Here is a 17,010-nt window from a genome sequence, read left to right on the forward strand (position 1 = left end):
GGTGAACGCGAAGCAGGTGACGGCGGAGTTCGTCGGCGGCGACACCGTGGCCGTCTCCGGCGACGGCCTGCGGTTCGCCGCGCCGGGCCTGCGCAGCAACGCGGCGGCGGCGCTGCGCGTCAAGGTCGGCTCGATCGTGCGCTTGACGAAGGACGCGAAGGACAACTGGCAGATCACGCAGTTGCCGCAGGTGGAAGGCGCGCTCGTCTCGCTCGTGCCGCAGGACGGCGCGATCCGTGCGCTCGTCGGCGGGTTCGACTTCAACAAGAACAAGTTCAACCACGTGACGCAGGCATGGCGCCAACCGGGTTCGAGCTTCAAGCCGTTCATCTATTCGGCGGCGCTCGACAAGGGGCTCGGACCGGCGACGATCATCAACGACGCGCCGCTCTATTTCCCGCCGACGACGCCAGGCGGGCAGGCCTGGGAGCCGAAGGACGACGACCAGCCCGACGGCCCGATGTCGATGCGCACCGGCTTGCAGCGCTCGAAGAACCTCGTGTCGATCCGCATCCTGTCGTACATCGGCACGACGTATGCGCAGGACTTCGTCACGAAGAACTTCGGCTTCGATGTCGACAAGACGCCGCCCTATCTGCCGCTCGCGCTCGGCGCCGGGCTCGTCACTCCGTTGCAGTTGAGCGGCGCGTATTCGGTGTTCGCGAACGGCGGCTATCGCATCAATCCGTATCTGATCGCCGATGTCGCCGATGCGCGCGGCACCGTGATTTCCCGCGCCGATCCGCTGACGGCGGGCCGCAACGCGCCGCAAACGCTCCAGCCGCGCAACGCGTACATGATGAACAGCCTGTTGCATACGGTCGCCACGCAGGGCACCGGCGCGGGCACCAACGCGCTCAAGCGCAACGACCTGCAGGGCAAGACCGGCACGACCAACGACGCGAAGGACGGCTGGTTCGCCGGCTACCAGCATTCGCTCGTCACCGTGGCGTGGATGGGCTACGACCAGCCCAAGTCGCTCGGCAGCAAGGAGTTCGGCGCCCAGCTTGCCTTGCCGATCTGGGTCGACTTCATGGGGCGCGCGCTGCGCAACGTACCGCAGCAGCAGATGCCGATGCCCGATGGCATCACCACCGTCGACGGCGAGCTTTTCTACGCCGACAGGACGCCGGGCAGCGGCTTCATCGCGAGCATCGGCATGGATGCGGCCGATCCGTCGGGCGCGGTGACCAATACGTCGGGCGGCGTCGGTCCGGGCGGCATGCAGGCGCCGAACGTGGACGCCGACGAGCGCAAGCAGATCATGGATCTCTTCAGCAAGCACTGATCGTTCTTGTACTCCTCATGAAAAAAGCGCGCCGCAGGTGACTGTGGCGCGCTTTGTTTTGTGCGCCCGGCATGGGCGCGATCGTGGTTTGCTTCAGCTTCGCCTCAGTTGCCGAGCGCCGATGCCGGCTTGACCGTGCAGGTCGTGCTCACCTTCGAATGATCGGCGAATGTGAGCGAGAGCGGAATCGTCGAGCCGACCTTGAGCGGCTTCGACGCGTCCTCGAGCATAAGGTGGTATCCCTTCGGCGCGAAGCGCAGCGTGCCGTGCGCGGGCACGTCGGCGGACTCGACGTGCGACATCGTCGCGGTGCTGCCGTTGTTTTCCGACTTGTGCAGCATCGCCATGCCGAAGGCGGGTGTCTCGGCGCCGACGAGCTTCGCGGGCGCGTTGCCATTGTTGGCGACGACGAAGTATCCCGACGAAGGCAGATTCGATGGCATCGAGCGAATCCAGCAGTCGCTCACCGAGAGCGTGGCCGCGTGAGCGAACGAGGCGCCAAGCAGCGTGCCGAGAAGGGTGCCGATGAGTACGGTGATCTTTTTCATGCGGGCCTCACTTGACCATGAAGTTGTATTGGCCGTGCGTGCGATGGCCGTCGTTGGCGACGGCTGTCCACTTCACGCGATACGAGCCGGACGCGAGATCGCCGAGTGCGACGCTCATGCGATTCTTGTGGTTCGCATCGACCTTCGATTTGGCGGTGTTCACCGCTTTGCCCGATGCATCGGTGACGACGAGCGTGCTGAACGACGGTTCGAGCGCTTCGCCGAAGTCGATCGCGACTCCATGCGGGGCGCTGACGGTCGAATCCGGAGCGGGGGATTGCTGTTTGGGCGTCGCGTGCGCAAAGGCGCATTGCGTGGCGACGGCGAGGGCCACGGCGAACACGCCGCGCTTCGTGAAGGATGGGTTCATATCGGTGTTGTCGCCCGATGGCGCAGACATTGGAACATGGGAGAGCCGCGCGCTTTGCACGACGTCGATGACGTGTTCATGCGCGCGCGGACAGATGAGCGATGTCAGGCGAACGAGGGCGGGGCGCGTGGCTGCGCGGCGATGATGGCCGCGCGGGGCGGCGCGATGGCGGTGACCGACGCGATCCGCGCCGGGGTCGCCTGCGATGCGACGCGATGCACAAGCGCCGGCGGCGCCATCAAGGGTGTGTGGGCGGCGAGGTTGCAATAGCCGCACGCCTGCAAGTGGGCCAGCGCCGGTTCGCTGTGGGTGTCCTTGGCTTGACCCGCTACATCAGCCGAACAGTACGACGCAAGCATCGATTCGATGCGCCCACGCTCGAGCATCTGCGATGCGGCGGGGGCGAGCGTCGTCATGAGGATCGCAAGCAATCCGACGATACCGCCGATCTTCCGTATCAGGGCGCTGCGCATGAACGCGTCGAGATGCATCGAGTGGGGGAAGGAGCCGGCGATTATGCCATGGGCGATGAAGGTTGCCCGAGTCTGAGGCAAAGGGTCCGATAAGATCCGAAGGGGTCGGAAAAGCAAAAAGCCCGGCTGAGTGAGCCGGGCTTTTTGCTTTGAATCGCTTCGAATCTTTGTTGGTTGCGGGGGAAGGATTTGAACCTTCGACCTTCGGGTTATGAGCCCGACGAGCTGCCAGACTGCTCCACCCCGCGTCCGTTGAAGAGAATATTATAGAGGATCGGCAACGGCGCCGCAAGCTTTTCAAGATTACGTCGGCTTGTCGCGAGATTGAAGCTTCTGCGTCGCGCCGAATTTCAGGAAAAGCCTGCGATGCTTTCGGGTCTGAACCCGACTCAGAACCCGAAAGCCACGCCGGCGCCGCCCGTCGTTTCCTCGCCCGTCGTCGATACGCCCAGCGTCATGACCGCATCGCGCATGAAGCGGCGCTGAAAGCCGACAGCGAGCGCGCTCTTGTCGCGATACACGCCGACGCCCGCCGCGAAGCGATTGTCCTTGTCGACGATGGCGGCCGCGCTGCCCGTCATCAGCGCCATCGCGCTGCTCATCGCGCCGACGCTTTCGAGGTGGTTGTTGGTCTTCGCGAGGCTGCTGTTCACGTCGCGGCGCAACGCATCGGTGTAGTTGTTCGCCTGCTTGACGCCCGTGTTCACCGACCGGTTCATCTGGTCGAGATTGACCGCGTCCGTACCGCTCGTGCCCGCTGCCACGTTGACGATCTGGCGCTGGCCGTTCGCTGCCGACGAGCCGACCGAAACCGTATTCGCGCGATCCGCGACCGAATTCGCGCCGAGTGCGACGGCGTTGTCGGCCTTGGCCGTGGCGCTCGAACCCACTGCGACCGAGCCCTTGCCGCTCGCGACCGAATCCGCGCCCGTCGCCACCGAGTTCGCGCCCGATGCGACGGCCTTCGCGCCCGCCGCCGTCGAGCGCGTGCCGCTCGACGTTGCCGCATCAATGTCGCGGCTGCCGTCTGCGCTGAAGAGCGGGTTGTACGCGTTGTTCGCGATGTTGGTCACGCGGCCGACCGCGTCGTTCAACTGCGCGACGTTGACGGCATCCGTGCTGGACGCGCCCGCGGCCACGTTGTGCAGCGTCGTGCCGTTTGCCGCCTTGCCGCCGCCGAGCGTCACGCTCGCGTAGTTCGACGAGCCGTCCGCGTTCGTGTCGTACTTGACGGCGCTGCTGTCGAGCGCGTTCACCGAGCTTGCAACCGACTTCAATTGCGCGACGTTGACGGCATCGGTTGCCGACGTGCCCGCCGCGACGTTGGCGATCTGGCGCTCGCTGCCAGCGGCGCCGACCGAGACGGTGTTTGCACGATCGGCGATCGAGTTGGAGCCGAGCGCGATCGCGTTGTCCGCCGATGCCTTCGCCGCGCCGCCGATCGCGACGGCGTTCTTGCCGGTGGCCGTGGAATCAGCGAGCGTCGAGTTGGTGTGGAAGTACTTGATGCCGCCGCCGTTATTGACGTTGTTGACGAAGCCGGAGAGGCCGGCGACGGTCTGGTTCGTCGCATAAAGTTGCGACCCGTTGACTGCGTCGGTGCTCGTCGCCGACAAGTCGCCGGCTTTGAGGTTCGTGATCGACACTGCGCTCGATGCGCCCGTGCCGCCGAGCGTGATCTTTTGCTTCGCGCTGTCGTCGTAGGAGACGAAGTTGTTCGTCACGTTGCCGTCCGTATCGACCATCATGCCGCCGTTCTTCAATTGCGCGACGTTGACGGCGTCGGTGTCGGAGGTGCCGCGCGCGACGTTGACGATCTGACGTTCACTGCCCGCCGCGCCGACTGAAAGCGTGTTCGCACGATCGGCGATCGAGTTCGAGCCGAGCGCGACGGCGTTGTTCGCAGAAGCATTGGCCGCGCCGCCGATTGCCACGGAGTCGGTGCCCGTCGCGGTGGAATCGGCGAGCTTCGAGTTCGTGTGGAAATACTTGATGCCGCCGCCGTTGTTGATGTTGTCGGCGAACGATTGCAGCGAGGTCACGTTCTTGTTGGTGGTGTTCAACTGCGAGCCGTTGACGGCGTCGGTGCTGGTGTCGGAGAGATTGCCCGCCGCGAGATTGGTGATCGAGACGGACTTCGACGCGCCCGTACCGCCGAGGCTGATGCGTTGCTTCGCGCTGTCGTCGTAGGAGACGAAGTTGTTCGTCACGTTGCCGTTCGTATCGACCATCATGCCGCCGTTCTTCAATTGCGCGACGTTGACGGCGTCGGTGTCGGAGGTGCCGCGCGCGACGTTGACGATCTGACGTTCGCTGCCTGTCGCGCCGACTGAAACTGTGTTCGCGCGACTGGCGATCGAGTTCGAGCCGAGCGCGACGGCGTTGTTAGCAGAAGCATTGGCCGCGCCGCCGATTGCCACGGAGTCGGTGCCCGTCGCGGTGGAGTCGGCGAGCTTCGAGTTCGTGTGGAAGTACTTGATGCCGCCGCCGTTGTTGATGTTGTCGGCGAACGATTGCAGCGAGGTCACGTTCTTGTTGGTCGTGTTCAACTGCGAGCCGTTGACGGCGTCGGTGCTGGTGTCGGAGAGGGCGGCTGCCTTCACGTTCGTCAGCGCGACCGGTGCGCTCGCCGTCGCGCCGCCGAGCGTGACCTTGTCATGCGAGGGGCTGTCATAGGCGACGCGATTCTGAATCGATGCGTCGAGGGCCGTGATGGCGGCCGACACGGTCTGAAGCGGCTGCGCGGCGCCCGTGACCGCGTAAGACGGTGCCTGCACCGTGCCGTCGGCCTTGATCTTCGCACCGCCGCCGAGGAGCGTCGTGACGTCCTGCAATTGCGTGACGTTGACGGCGTCGGTGGCGGCCGTGCCGCGCGCGACGTTGACAATCTGACGCTCGCTGCCCGCCGCGCCGACGGAAACCGTGTTCGCGCGATCGGCGACCGAGTTCGAACCGAGCGCGACGGATCCCGCAGCAGTCGTGGACGCGCGCGCGCCGATCGCGACTCCGTTTGCCGCCGTTATCGACGAGTTGGAGCCAACAGCCACCGCGCCCGGGGCGTTCGCCACGGTGCCTGACAGGTTGATCGAGTCGTTGGAGTTCGACGTCGTGGCGTTGGCGGCGTCGGCGGTGCCACCGGTGCCGTAAGGGTTGAAGACGAGCGAATGCGACGAGTCCACCACGGCGCCGCCGTTGGGCGCGATCAGCGCGCTGCCTTGCGAATTGGCGTCAAGCTTGAGGCCATTGCTGCCGAGCGCGAGCGAACCGACCGCTGCATTGTCGATTTGCGAACCGAGCGACAGGGCGTCGTTCGCCGTGCTCCGGACTTGCTCGCCGATTGCGATCGCGTTGTAGGTTCCGGCCGCTGCTGCAAGATGCCCGATCGCCACGTTGCCTTCTCCGCTTGCAGTCGAGCTTGCGCCGATGGCGACCGCCGAAAGACCGCTTGCCACCGACTCGGAGCCGAAACTGGCCGCGTTCTGTCCGCTTGCCGCCGACTTCGCACCCATGGCGACACTGTTCGTGCCCGTTGCCGTGGCGGCACGGCCGACGGCGATGGCGTCGTTGGCTTCGCCGCCAATGACGGCGGTGCCGACGAGCGCATCCTGGCCGAGCGCGATGCTGCCCGTGCCGTACTCTTTCGCGCCGTGGCCAATGGCGACGCCGCCGGATACGCCTGCCGGATTCGTACCGATTACGCCATCGGCGATGGTGTCCACGCCGATCGCAATGTTGCCGTTGTCGAACGCAGTGGCCGCACCGCCGATCGCGATCGATTCGCTGCCTGCGGCGCTCGAATCAGCGAGCGTCGAGTTGACGTGGAAGTATTTGATTCCGCCGCCATTGTTGATGTGGTCGGCGAATGTCTGAAGCGATGTCACGCTTTTGTTGGTCGCGTTCAGTTGCGAACCGTTGACGGCATCAGTGCTGGCGTCGGAAAGCGTGCCGGCAGCAACGCCGACGATCTTGTTTGCGGTACCCGATGTCGTGCCGTCGCTGAAAAGGCTCAGGCCGCCGTGAATATAGGCGGCCGGCAAGCCGCTGGACACGCCGGAACCGAAGACCTCGAGGCCGCCATTCACGAATGCGCCGTTGATGTTGGAGATCAGGTTCAGGCCTGTGGAAGGCGTCACTCCGTTCATGCCGAGGGCGGTCGCGCTTTTGGCACTGCCGAGACGCGCCCCGCAGGAGACTGGATTGGCGTCAGAGTGCCTAGTGTAGATTGAGCTGCCGTCGGCGACGGCCGTGCATGCGTCGTCGTCGAAGTCATTGAACAGGGCAGCATTGAAAGTGCCCGTCGGGATTGGCGCGGCAAGCGCCGACGTCGATGCCAGACCCGCACCGAGCAGGGCCGCGACAGAGAGCTTGCGCGACAGGCGCCGGCTTCGCGATGGAGCCTTGCCTCTCGCGCTCGCAGTCTCGGGCACTGCGACGCTCGCGCCACTGGTGGAGTTCGTGATCGAGCGGTGGATCTTGTTCATTCTTAAGTAGTCCCGGTTGGTCTTATGTTTTTCGTACGGAAATCGCTGCACATGAATCGTCATGAACGGCACACAGTTAGGATTCCGCTATAAAGAGGCCGGAAGTATAGGCAGCGACGATTTTCAGTTCCGCTAGAAAACTCCTAATGATTGCCCGAGTAGCCTTTAAACGACACGTCGCAGCATGTCGCTTGCGCGCGGTTCGGCCGCGGCGATCCCGACGGAAGGCGGGTGGCTGTGCACGCGCGGCGCCGCTCGTCTGACGGGCGCGTGCGATAAGCTGGGGCGACGCACCCGCCGCGCCTGTCGCTTTAAGCCAAGTTCGCGTTCAATGCAGGATGGAACCGTGCGGCCGGCGTGTCAAAATGACGCCTTGATTCTCCTTCGCGACGCGTGGGTGCATCCCGTGCTGCTCGCGCCCATTGACGACACTTCCCGAAACTCGCCTGCCATGGACATCCCCCACGACCTCCAAGCCATCGCTCATCAGGAAAAAACGCTCGTCTTCCCTCAGTTCGATTGCGATCGCGCGTGGCAGATCGGCTCGCAGTTGCGCGAGATGGCCTACGCGCGCGGTGCGGCCGTTGCCATCGACGTGCGCACGTTCGGCCGCAATCTCTTCTTCGCCGCGCTCGACGGCACGACGCCGAACAACGCGTCGTGGATCGAACGCAAGTCGCGAACCGTCGAGCACTTCCGGCGCAGTTCATACGCGATCGGGCTCCTGCTCGAACAGCAGGGCGCGACGCTCAGCGACAAATACGGTCTGTCCAACGCCGAGTTCGCGTCGCATGGCGGCGCATTCCCGCTATGTGTCGCGGGCGCGGGCGTGATCGGGTCGGTGGCGGTGTCGGGATTGCCGCAGCGCTCGGATCACCAGATGGTGGTCGAGGCGCTGTGCGCGGTGCTGGGCAAGGATTTCGGCGCGCTCGCGCTGACCCGGGAATAACGCGCATGCGTTCATTCGCGTTTGGGCTGCTCGCGGTGGCGATCGTCGCCGAGGTCGTGGCGACGTCCGCATTGCGCGCCTCCGACGGCTTCACGCGGCTCGTGCCGTCGTTGATCGTCGTGGCGGGGTACGGTCTGTCGTTCTATTTGTTGTCGCTCACGCTGCGCACGCTGCCGGTCGGCATCGTGTACGCGATCTGGTCGGGCGCGGGCATCGTGCTCATCACGGCCGTCGCCGCGTTTCTGTTCAAGCAGGTGCCCGACTTGCCGGCGGTGCTCGGCATGGGCCTGATCGTCGCGGGCGTCGTGGTGCTGAACGTGTTCTCGAAGGTCAGCGCGCATTGACACCGCACGCGCGGCGAGAGATGAAGGCCCGGCTTACTTGCAGCGCACGACCATCGAGCGGTTCTTGACGTTCGCGGAGACCACGTTGGTGATGCTGCCGCCCGTCGGGCCACCTTCCTCGTTGTCTTTCGAAACGATGTCGTAGCCCGTCGCGCCGCATGCCTTTCCGGCCAGCACGTAGCAGCTTCCCCAGCTCGACGACGCATCGGCGCCGCTGCAGTTGATTGCGTAGCCGGTTTGCCCGTCGGGCAGGTTGATTAGCGATGCGTTATTCGACGACGCGCAACTCGCGACACCGGCCGTGACGGTGGCGAGCAGGGCGGCGCAAAGCGGCAATCTCCACGACGTGCGGCGCACGCGCCGCGCAAATTCCTTCATTTCTACCTCATGGCTTGTCAAAACGGGATCGGGGGCAGTTTGCCCGATCGAACGCTGCATTTTCCCACACCGACGCGGCACGACGCGTAAGCGGTTGTTAGCGCGGCGCCATGCGGGCGCGCGGCTTGCGAGCGTGTAAGCAGGAGGTCGCAGCAGGACGTCGTCACGGCATTTGCCGGCAGGGTTTTCCGCACGAACGCGCCGATGACGCGAACTATTTGCCGAATCGCGAACCTTACAGAATTGGCAACGCACCGCGCAGCCGGCCGAACCAGGAGAACCAGATGGCAGAACGAGTGACCGGCCCCTATCGGGGCTATTACATCAGCGCATCGGCGAGGCTGACGCAACCCCACGACAACGCGACCGGCCAGGCCGAAGCGCCGATCTACATCGGCTCCGTGAGCCTCGCGCAACACGGACCGGACGATGCGCATCGCTTCGAGGCGCTCGTCGATCTCGGCGGCGAGCAGCGGTTTGCCACCGAGGACGAAGCGCTCGCGCAAGTCGAACAGGCTGCGCGCGACTATATCGACCGGCTGCTGCCCGTGCCCTGATGCGACAACTGAACGTCCGCCACCCGCTGTTGCACGAGATCGCGCAAGGTCTGCTCGATCTCTTTCCGAGCAACGCCGACGTGAGCGAGGTCGGACCCGAGCTGACGCCCTCGCTGTTCGTGAGCTGGCGCACGAGCGGCGTCGCCAATCATCCGGGCAACGTCGCGTGGGGCGTGCATTATCGGTTTGACCCGCAGTTGCTGCGCGCCGCGCCCGAATTCACCGACGAATCGCGCCTGAGCGCGTGCGACCGCGTGCGCGAGATGAGCCGCCACCTGCGTTTCGACTACGCCGATCCGCGCGCCATTTCGCTCTTCGTCGTCGACGTGCCCGCCGCCGTTTTCGACGCCTGATTGTTGTGATGGTTATGATCGTCGTGCCGGGCGCGCGCTGGACCGCGCGCCTCGCTCGCGAGTACCATAAGCGCCGGGCCGATCATGACGCGCCGTGTGCCCGCGAATCCGGCGTCACGGTCTTTTCCGTCGAGTCACGAGGTGATCATGAATATTCAGTTTCCCCCGGACGCTCCCGACTATCGCAGCGCCAACCTGACGATCGCCTTCGACGCGCTCGTCGACGGCGAGCGCGTGCCGTGTGCGATTTCGGTCGAGGCGCTCGAAGATCACTTCGACGCGCAGAGTTTCGACAGCGGCGGCTGGATTCGCGCCTTCGACGCTGGCCGTCCGCGCATCGAGGCGGTCGCCCGGGAGCATCTTCGCGTGAGCCAAGGCACCCCGGTTCTGCTCAAGAGCGGGCATTTCCCGCCCGGCAAGGTTATCGCCTGAGGCTTGGTCGCTGCTTCCGTCGACGTGCGCTTCGCTTAACCCATCCATGTCCTTGTAAGCCCTTCCTCCAGTCCGTGCTGCGGCCGTCGCGGCCGCCCCGGCCGTTCGAAACGCCCGCGCCGGAAAAGCCGCGCGCCAGGTCCACGCGCGGCGCTCGATTTGCGTTTACCATTCATCTGCGGCGAGCCGCGCAATGCGATTGGCGCGGCACGTCGCTTGCTCCCTGAAAAACGTTTTCACGGGAAGCAACACTATAAAAATCGCGCGGGGGTTGTCATGTTTCATACCTTGGTGAGTTCGCTCGTCGAATTCAATGCGTTCTGGCTGATCTGGGCAGCCGTCGGCGTGTTGATCCTGGCCGCTTGCATCGTGATCGCATCGGCGATCACGAGCGAGACGACAGAACCGTATTTCAGCGCCGCGCGGCGATCCGACGATGAGCGCAAAATGATCGTCTGAAGCGCCCGGCCGGGCTGAACGATCGTCAGTCCGGATTCACTTTCCAAGAGTGCCCGCATGGGAATCCAGGAACGACGGACGGAACAGCGGCAGGCGGTGCGCGAACGCATACTGGATGCGTCGCGCGAGATCGTCGGTCGCGAGGGCTTCGCCGCGCTTTCCATGCGCAAGATCGCGGAGGCGATCGACTATTCGCCCGCCGCCTTGTACCTGCATTTCAAGAGCCGCGCCGACATTGCCCACGCGCTCTGCGCCGAGGGCCACGCGCAATTGCTCGCGGCCTTCGCACCGCACGCGACCATCGTCGATGCCGCAGCGCGGCTGAAGGCGATGGGCCGCGCCTATGTCGAGTTCGGACTCGAGCACCGCGAGACCTATCGCCTGATGTTCATGGAGATGTCGAGCGCCGCCGATGCCGTCGATTCCGTCAGAGCCTTGTCGCTCATGACCGATGCTTTTGTCGAACTGCGCGCGGCCGGCCGCTTCGGCGCGCACGCGCCGGCGGCGGCCTACGCCGAGGCGCTGTGGGCGAACCTGCACGGCATCGTCGCGCTCACGCAATCCACGCATTCCGCTCTTTCAACGCATTCCACGAATTCCACGCATGGCGCGCTGCCGCAGATGCCGGCTGAAACGCTCGCCGAGCTGTCGCTCGACGCGTGGTTCGGCCATGACGGCGACGCGCGCATGAAACCCGAACAGAACCCCTTGCACCAATGAGAACCCACGACATCCATATCGAAACCGCCAACGGCATCGGCTTTATCGCGCTCGACCGGCCGCAGGCGCTCAACGCGCTCACGACCACGATGCTGCATGCGATCCGCAACGCGCTCGGCGACTGGCGCCACGATCACGCGATCCGCGCCGTCATCGTCTACAGCCCGCACCCGCGTGCGTTCTGCGCGGGCGGCGACATCCGCTTCCTGTACGAAGCGGCGAAGGCGGGCGAGCGCGCCGCGATCGACAAGTTCTTCACCGACGAATACCGGCTCAACCACATGGTCTTCACCTATTCGAAGCCGTATGTCGCGGTGACGAACGGTGTCGTGATGGGCGGGGGCGTCGGCATCTCGCAGGGCGCGCATCATACGGGCGGCCTGCGGGTCGTGACCGGATCGACCCGGATGGCGATGCCGGAGACGCGCATCGGCCTCTTTCCGGACGTCGGGTCGAGCTGGTTTCTCGCGCGCGCGCCGGGCGCGATCGGGCGCTATATGGCGGCGACCGGCGCCACGATCGGCGCCGCCGATGCGCTCTACGCGCGTCTCGCCGATGCGTATCTCGACGACGCCGCGTTGCCCGGCCTCATCGAGACGCTCAAGCGCGAGCGCTTCAACGACGCCGTCGAGGTGATGCGCTACATCGAGACCGAGTGCGTGAAGCACAAGGTGTCGCCGACGCCGGACGCCAGCGCGCTCGCCGCGGCCCGCGTGCAGATCGACAAGCATTTCGCCACGGGCGACGGGGCGGCGATTCTCGCCTCGCTTCAGAAGGAAGCCGACGGCGGCGCCGGTGCGGAGTGGGCTGCGCGTACGATCGCCGAATTGCGCGAGCGTTCGCCGCTGTCGATCGAGATTGCGCTGGAACTCGTCGACCGTGCGAAGCTTTCGACGATGGCCGACACGCTGCGGCGCGACCTCGACCTGACGCGCAATGTGTTCGAGCGCGGCGATGTGGTGGAGGGGATTCGCGCCCGCATCGTGGACAAGGACAACCTTCCGGCGTGGAAGGTGGCACGGGTGGAGGATGTCACGCGTGAGGAAGTGAAGCGGATGTTTGACAGTCCGTGGTCGCGGGATAGTCATCCGTTGAAGCAGTTGAGGGATTAGGAGGCGGGGTGGGGGATGTAACCCAAAACCCGCCCGACCTACTGCCCCACCTCCGGCGCCAGCAGCCCGCTAGCGCCGATCGCCCTCGGCCATGAACGCGCGCATGAACACGAGCGCCCCCCATCCCCACATCGCGTTGGCGACAAACCCGACCGCGAGGCGCGGCAGCAAGTTGCCGCTCGGCCAGATGCCGCGCACCGGATCGACCACGAACACGCCCGCCGCAGTCAGCACGATGCCGCCGAACACGAGCGCACCCACCCAGGGCGCACTGCGCTCAGGCGCGACGCGCAGGAGCCACGCCATCAGAATCCCGAAAACCGAACTCCACAGCGCGTTGGCGATGAACTCGGGGATGCCGAGCGGCAGGAACGGCGCGGTGGAGTAGCCAGCGAAATCGACGACGCCCGCCGCGTGCAGAAGCGCAATGGTCGCCTCGCGGAAGAACAGGGCGGCGAGAAAGCCCGAAACGAACGGCAGAATGACTTTTTGCATTGAGAACACCGCGTAAGGCGCGGAGCCATCGCTCGCGCCAGTTTTTCAAGATGAGCGCCATTATAGGGGCGCAAGCGGGCCGTTCCTTCCCGTTTCGGAGCAGCGCATAGCGACGCAGGAGCGCTCCCCGATGGATGCTTAAGCGTCGGCCTAATCACGAAAGTGGAAAACCTAAGCTCGAAAAAATCGTTCTAATCGATAGGGGGCATCCCTAGACTGTTTCACGAGGGAGACGGACGGGCCGTCTCACGCCAACGCGCAGCAACAGCGAAAAGCGCAGGGAAACAGCAGCGATGTCCTATGTAGTGTCGATTTCCGGTAGTCCCGCCGTCCAGTCGCGCAGCACATGGCTGCTCTCGCTTGCCGAAAACGCGTTGCGCGCGCGCGGTCTCACCGTCCGGCGCATCGATGCGCGCGCGCTGCCGCCCGCTGCGCTGATGCACGCCGACTTCGCGCATCCGGCGATCTGCGAGGCGCTGGAACTGATCGAACACGCGCAGGCCGTCGTGATCGCGACGCCGCTCTACAAGGCGTCCTACAGCGGCCTCGTCAAGACCCTGCTCGACCTGCTGCCGCAAGCCGGCCTCGCGGGCAAGATCGTGCTGCCGATCGCGACGGGCGGATCGCTCGCCCATCTGCTCGCGCTCGACTATGCGCTGAAACCGGTGCTGTCGTCGCTTGGCGCGCGACATCACCTGCCTAACGTGTTCGCATCCGACGCCGACCTGCCCGCAACCGAGGCAGGCTACACCGTGCTCGCCGAGACCGCGCAGCGCGTGACAGCCTCCGCCGATGCGCTCGCTCACGCGCTGCATGAGCAGGCGCAACTGCGCGAACTGCGCACGAAAGCCGCGGGTGTCGCGCTGGCCGGGGCGCCTCGTCAGAGCCAGATTCAAGGTCAAAGTCAGAGCGCGGCGGCGGCCGCGCTGGTCCGCTGCGCGACCTGACGCGCGCCGTTTCACCCCCACGTTTTTTCAGGCCCGCTCGACGTCTCGTCCCGCCGCGCCGCATGGCCTCATTCCAATATTGACCAGCCCGCAGGAGCGCTCCGATGAATGTTTTCTGGTTCATTCCAACCCACGGCGACAGCCGCTATCTCGGCACGACGCAAGGCGCGCGTGCCGCCGACGCCGATTACTTTCGCCAGATCGCCGTCGCCGCCGACACGCTCGGCTACGAAGGCGTGCTGCTGCCGACCGGCCGCTCATGCGAGGACGCATGGGTCGTCGCGTCGAGCCTGATTCCGGCGACCAGGCGCCTCAAGTTCCTCGTCGCGATCCGGCCGGGGCTGTCGGCGCCGGGATTGTCGGCGCGCATGGCGGCCACGTTCGACCGGCTCTCGGGCGGCCGCTTGCTGATCAATGTCGTGACGGGCGGCGACCAGGCGGAACTCGAAGGCGACGGCGTGTTCCTCGATCACGACAAGCGCTACGAAGTCACCGACGAGTTCCTGCATATCTGGAAGCAACTCCTCGAAGCGTCGCATTCGAACGATTCGATCAACTTCGAAGGCAAGCACCTCACGTCGAAGGGCGGCAAGGTGCTTTATCCGCCGGTGCAGGACCCGCATCCGCCGCTGTGGTTCGGCGGGTCGTCGGCGGCGGCGCACGAGATCGTCGGCGATCACATCGATACGTACCTGACCTGGGGCGAACCGCCCGCCGATGTCGAGAAAAAGCTCGCCGACGTCAGGAAGCGCGTCGCGGAGAAGGGCCGCCAGATCAAGTTCGGCATTCGCCTGCACGTGATCGTGCGCGAGACCGAGGAAGAAGCCTGGGCCGACGCCGACAAGCTCATCAGCAAGCTCGACGACGAAACCATCCAGCGCGCGCAGGCGAGCTTCGCGAAGATGGATTCCGAAGGCCAGCGACGCATGGCCGCGCTCCACGGCGGACGGCGCGACAAGCTCGAGGTCTATCCGCATCTGTGGGCGGGCGTCGGCCTCGTGCGCGGCGGAGCGGGCACGGCGCTCGTCGGCAATCCGGAGCAGGTCGCGGGGCTGATGAAGGAGTACGCGGCGCTCGGCATCGATACGTTCATTCTCTCGGGCTACCCGCATCTCGAAGAGTCGTACCGGTTCGCCGAACTGGTCTTTCCGCTCTTGCCGCGCGAGCAGAAGGAGCGCGTCTCGGGGCCGCTATCGGGTCCGTTTGGCGAGGTCGTCGGCAATTCGTATCTGCCGCGCGCGTCGCAAAGCTGAAAACGCCGGAAGGAATCCGAACATGGCTCATATCGATATCGCCCGGCCGGCCGCTTCGCGTGACGCCGGTCATGCCGCCCAGCTTCTCAAGCGCGTTGCCGCGGACGCCGCGCCGTGGCTCGTGCCGCTCGCGGTGCTTATCGCTTGGGAGCTTGCCGCGCGCACCGGCGGACTGTCGGCGCGTGTCTTGCCCGAACCGCTCGCCGTCGTGAAGGCGGCGTGGTCGCTCGTGCAGTCCGGTGACATGTGGGCGAACGTCAAGGTCAGCTCGTGGCGCGCGGTGACGGGGTTCGCGCTCGGCGGCGGCATCGGCTTCGTGCTCGGCCTCGCGACGGGTCTCTTCAGGCCCGCCGAGACCGCGCTCGATTCGACGATCCAGATGATCCGCAACATCCCCGCGCTCGCGATGATTCCGCTCGTGATCCTGTGGTTCGGCATCGGCGAGGAGGCGAAGCTTTTTCTGGTCGCGATCGGCGTGTTTTTCCCGGTCTACGTGAATACGTTTCATGGCATCCGTTCCGTCGATGCGAACCTGATCGAGATGGCGAGGAGCTATGGGCTGTCGGGCTTCGCGCTCTATCGCGACGTGATCCTGCCGGGAGCGCTGCCGTCGATTCTCGTCGGCGTGCGCTTTGCGCTCGGGCTGATGTGGGTGATGCTGATCGTGGCGGAGACGATCTCGGCGCAATCGGGCATCGGCTACATGACGATGAACGCGCGCGAGTTCCTGCAGACGGATGTGGTCGTGGTCGGCATCCTGCTCTATGCGCTGCTCGGCAAGCTCGCCGACATGCTCGCGAAGGGCATCGAGCGGGTCACGCTGCGCTGGCATCCGGCCTATCAGAAGAGAGGGGCGAAGCGATGAACGCGATCACTTCCTTGGGGATCGCAGGCATCGCCGGCGACGATCTCGAAGCCGAGTTGCGGCGCGCCCCGGCCGAGGTGGCCGACGTGACCGGCGATGCGCCCTCGCATGGACGCACGCGCACGGTCGGCGACAGGCAAGCGGCGCCGCTCGGACGCGAGGCCGCACGCGCAGACGACGCCGATTTCGCGATCGAACTGCGCAACGTCGACAAGCGCTACGGCGAGCGCCACGTATTGTCGAACTTCGATTTCTCGATCGAGCGCGGCAGTTTCGTGTCGATCGTCGGACGCAGCGGCTGCGGGAAGTCGACGCTGCTGCGTCTGATCGCAGGTCTGGAGGCGGTGAGCGGCGGCACGCTCGCTCGCCGATCCGCACGCGAGCACAGCGCGTTGCAGACCCGCATCATGTTCCAGGACGCGCGACTCCTGCCGTGGAAAACCGTGCTGCAGAACGTGATGCTCGGACTGCCGAAGTCGTCGCGCGACGCTGCACGCGCCGTGCTCGCCGAGGTCGGTCTGAGCGAGCGCGAAGGCGACTGGCCCGCGCAGCTTTCCGGCGGCCAGCGGCAGCGCGTCGCGCTGGCGCGGGCGCTGGTGCATCGGCCGGACCTGCTGCTGCTCGACGAACCGCTCGGCGCGCTCGATGCGCTCACGCGCATCGAAATGCACGCGCTGATCGAGCGCCTCTGGCGCGAGCATCGCTTCACGGCGCTGCTCGTCACGCACGACGTGCAGGAAGCCGTGGCGCTCGGCGACCGCATCGTGCTGATCGAGGAAGGCCGCATTTCCTTCGATGCCCCGATCGGTCTCGCGCGGCCGCGCTCGCGTGCGTCGGCCGCGTTCGCGGCGCTGGAGGGCGCGGTCCTCACGCGGGTGCTCGGCAATGCGCCCGGCGAATCCGTTCGCGATGAGGCTGCTTCACAAGAGGTCCATCCGCTGTCGATCCGCTGGGCCGTCTGACAATCTCACAAGCAACCCGCGCAC

At 65.5% G+C, this 17,010-nt stretch carries 19 protein-coding genes and 1 tRNA gene; 13 read left to right on the forward strand and 7 right to left on the reverse strand.

Annotated features, from left to right (window positions below; all coding sequences use genetic code 11):
- On the forward strand, positions 1–1,288 hold a 1,288-nt coding region (locus AWB68_RS25045), incomplete at its 5' end, for a penicillin-binding transpeptidase domain-containing protein (RefSeq protein WP_268810937.1).
- A gap of 104 nt (positions 1,289–1,392) precedes the next feature.
- Here AWB68_RS25045 and AWB68_RS25050 read toward each other — a convergent pair.
- The 5 genes from AWB68_RS25050 to AWB68_RS25070 form a co-directional block, all read right to left on the reverse strand.
- Complete coding sequence (locus tag AWB68_RS25050) at positions 1,393–1,836, reverse strand: copper chaperone PCu(A)C (RefSeq protein WP_087647038.1); 444 nt, start codon at positions 1,834–1,836, stop codon at positions 1,393–1,395.
- 7 nt (positions 1,837–1,843) lie between these two features.
- The gene (copC, locus tag AWB68_RS25055) at positions 1,844–2,206 is read right to left on the reverse strand and encodes a copper homeostasis periplasmic binding protein CopC (protein WP_087647070.1); all 363 of its coding nucleotides are present in this window, start codon (positions 2,204–2,206) and stop codon (positions 1,844–1,846) included.
- Positions 2,207–2,310: 104 nt separating this feature from the next.
- Complete coding sequence (locus AWB68_RS25060) at positions 2,311–2,679, reverse strand: DUF2946 domain-containing protein (RefSeq protein ID WP_235028489.1); 369 nt, start codon at positions 2,677–2,679, stop codon at positions 2,311–2,313.
- Positions 2,680–2,850: 171 nt separating this feature from the next.
- Positions 2,851–2,927 (reverse strand) — tRNA-Met (locus AWB68_RS25065).
- A 141-nt stretch (positions 2,928–3,068) separates the two neighbouring features.
- A complete protein-coding gene (locus AWB68_RS25070; RefSeq protein WP_160110063.1) occupies positions 3,069–7,160 on the reverse strand; it encodes a YadA-like family protein in 4,092 nt (1,363 codons plus the stop codon).
- A 451-nt stretch (positions 7,161–7,611) separates the two neighbouring features.
- Between AWB68_RS25070 and AWB68_RS25075 the strand changes: the two genes are divergently transcribed.
- A complete protein-coding gene (locus AWB68_RS25075) occupies positions 7,612–8,109 on the forward strand; it encodes a heme-degrading domain-containing protein (RefSeq protein WP_087647071.1) in 498 nt (165 codons plus the stop codon).
- 5 nt (positions 8,110–8,114) lie between these two features.
- Positions 8,115–8,453 (forward strand): DMT family transporter, encoded by a 339-nt coding sequence (locus AWB68_RS25080; protein WP_087647041.1) that lies wholly within the window; start codon positions 8,115–8,117, stop codon positions 8,451–8,453.
- A 33-nt stretch (positions 8,454–8,486) separates the two neighbouring features.
- On the opposite strand, the gene AWB68_RS25085 is transcribed toward AWB68_RS25080, so the two are convergent.
- Complete coding sequence (locus AWB68_RS25085) at positions 8,487–8,831, reverse strand: hypothetical protein (RefSeq protein WP_087647042.1); 345 nt, start codon at positions 8,829–8,831, stop codon at positions 8,487–8,489.
- A 284-nt stretch (positions 8,832–9,115) separates the two neighbouring features.
- Here AWB68_RS25085 and AWB68_RS25090 point away from each other — a divergent pair, with 284 nt between their 5' ends.
- The 6 genes from AWB68_RS25090 (at position 9,116) to AWB68_RS25115 (ending at position 12,464) form a co-directional block, all read left to right on the forward strand.
- On the forward strand, positions 9,116–9,388 hold the full coding sequence (locus AWB68_RS25090) for a hypothetical protein (RefSeq protein ID WP_087647072.1): 273 nt from the start codon (positions 9,116–9,118) through the stop codon (positions 9,386–9,388).
- Positions 9,388–9,741, forward strand: coding sequence for a hypothetical protein (locus tag AWB68_RS25095; protein ID WP_235028490.1), 354 nt, complete (start codon positions 9,388–9,390; stop codon positions 9,739–9,741). The genes AWB68_RS25090 and AWB68_RS25095 overlap by 1 nt, the downstream gene beginning before the upstream one ends.
- 147 nt (positions 9,742–9,888) lie before the next feature.
- Positions 9,889–10,173, forward strand: a complete 285-nt coding sequence (locus AWB68_RS25100; RefSeq protein ID WP_087647044.1) for a DUF1488 family protein — start codon at positions 9,889–9,891, stop codon at positions 10,171–10,173.
- A gap of 276 nt (positions 10,174–10,449) precedes the next feature.
- Positions 10,450–10,632 carry a hypothetical protein gene (locus tag AWB68_RS25105; protein ID WP_087647045.1) on the forward strand — a complete coding sequence of 61 codons (183 nt, stop codon included), beginning with the start codon at positions 10,450–10,452 and terminating at the stop codon, positions 10,630–10,632.
- 57 nt (positions 10,633–10,689) lie between these two features.
- Complete coding sequence (locus AWB68_RS25110) at positions 10,690–11,352, forward strand: TetR/AcrR family transcriptional regulator (RefSeq protein ID WP_087647046.1); 663 nt, start codon at positions 10,690–10,692, stop codon at positions 11,350–11,352.
- Positions 11,349–12,464, forward strand: a complete 1,116-nt coding sequence (locus AWB68_RS25115) for an enoyl-CoA hydratase/isomerase family protein (protein WP_087647047.1) — start codon at positions 11,349–11,351, stop codon at positions 12,462–12,464. Before AWB68_RS25110 ends, AWB68_RS25115 begins: the two co-directional genes overlap by 4 nt.
- A 69-nt stretch (positions 12,465–12,533) precedes the next feature.
- Here the strand turns inward: AWB68_RS25115 and AWB68_RS25120 are convergent, their stop codons facing one another.
- Positions 12,534–12,959 (reverse strand): hypothetical protein, encoded by a 426-nt coding sequence (locus AWB68_RS25120; protein ID WP_087647048.1) that lies wholly within the window; start codon positions 12,957–12,959, stop codon positions 12,534–12,536.
- 293 nt (positions 12,960–13,252) lie between these two features.
- On the opposite strand from AWB68_RS25120, the gene ssuE reads away from it, so the two are divergent.
- The 4 genes from ssuE (at position 13,253) to AWB68_RS25140 (ending at position 16,986) form a co-directional block, all read left to right on the forward strand.
- Complete coding sequence (gene ssuE, locus AWB68_RS25125) at positions 13,253–13,906, forward strand: NADPH-dependent FMN reductase (protein WP_087647049.1); 654 nt, start codon at positions 13,253–13,255, stop codon at positions 13,904–13,906.
- A gap of 104 nt (positions 13,907–14,010) precedes the next feature.
- Entirely contained in the window at positions 14,011–15,159 is a 1,149-nt protein-coding gene (ssuD, locus tag AWB68_RS25130) for an FMNH2-dependent alkanesulfonate monooxygenase (protein ID WP_087647050.1), read from the forward strand.
- Positions 15,160–15,181: 22 nt separating this feature from the next.
- The gene (gene ssuC, locus AWB68_RS25135; protein WP_087647051.1) at positions 15,182–16,024 is read left to right on the forward strand and encodes an aliphatic sulfonate ABC transporter permease SsuC; all 843 of its coding nucleotides are present in this window, start codon (positions 15,182–15,184) and stop codon (positions 16,022–16,024) included.
- Positions 16,021–16,986 carry an ATP-binding cassette domain-containing protein gene (locus AWB68_RS25140; protein WP_087647052.1) on the forward strand — a complete coding sequence of 322 codons (966 nt, stop codon included), beginning with the start codon at positions 16,021–16,023 and terminating at the stop codon, positions 16,984–16,986. The genes ssuC and AWB68_RS25140 overlap by 4 nt, the downstream gene beginning before the upstream one ends.
- Positions 16,987–17,010 lie beyond the last annotated feature (24 nt).

This window comes from Caballeronia choica, assembly GCF_001544535.1.
Taxonomy (GTDB): Bacteria; Pseudomonadota; Gammaproteobacteria; order Burkholderiales; family Burkholderiaceae; genus Caballeronia; species Caballeronia choica.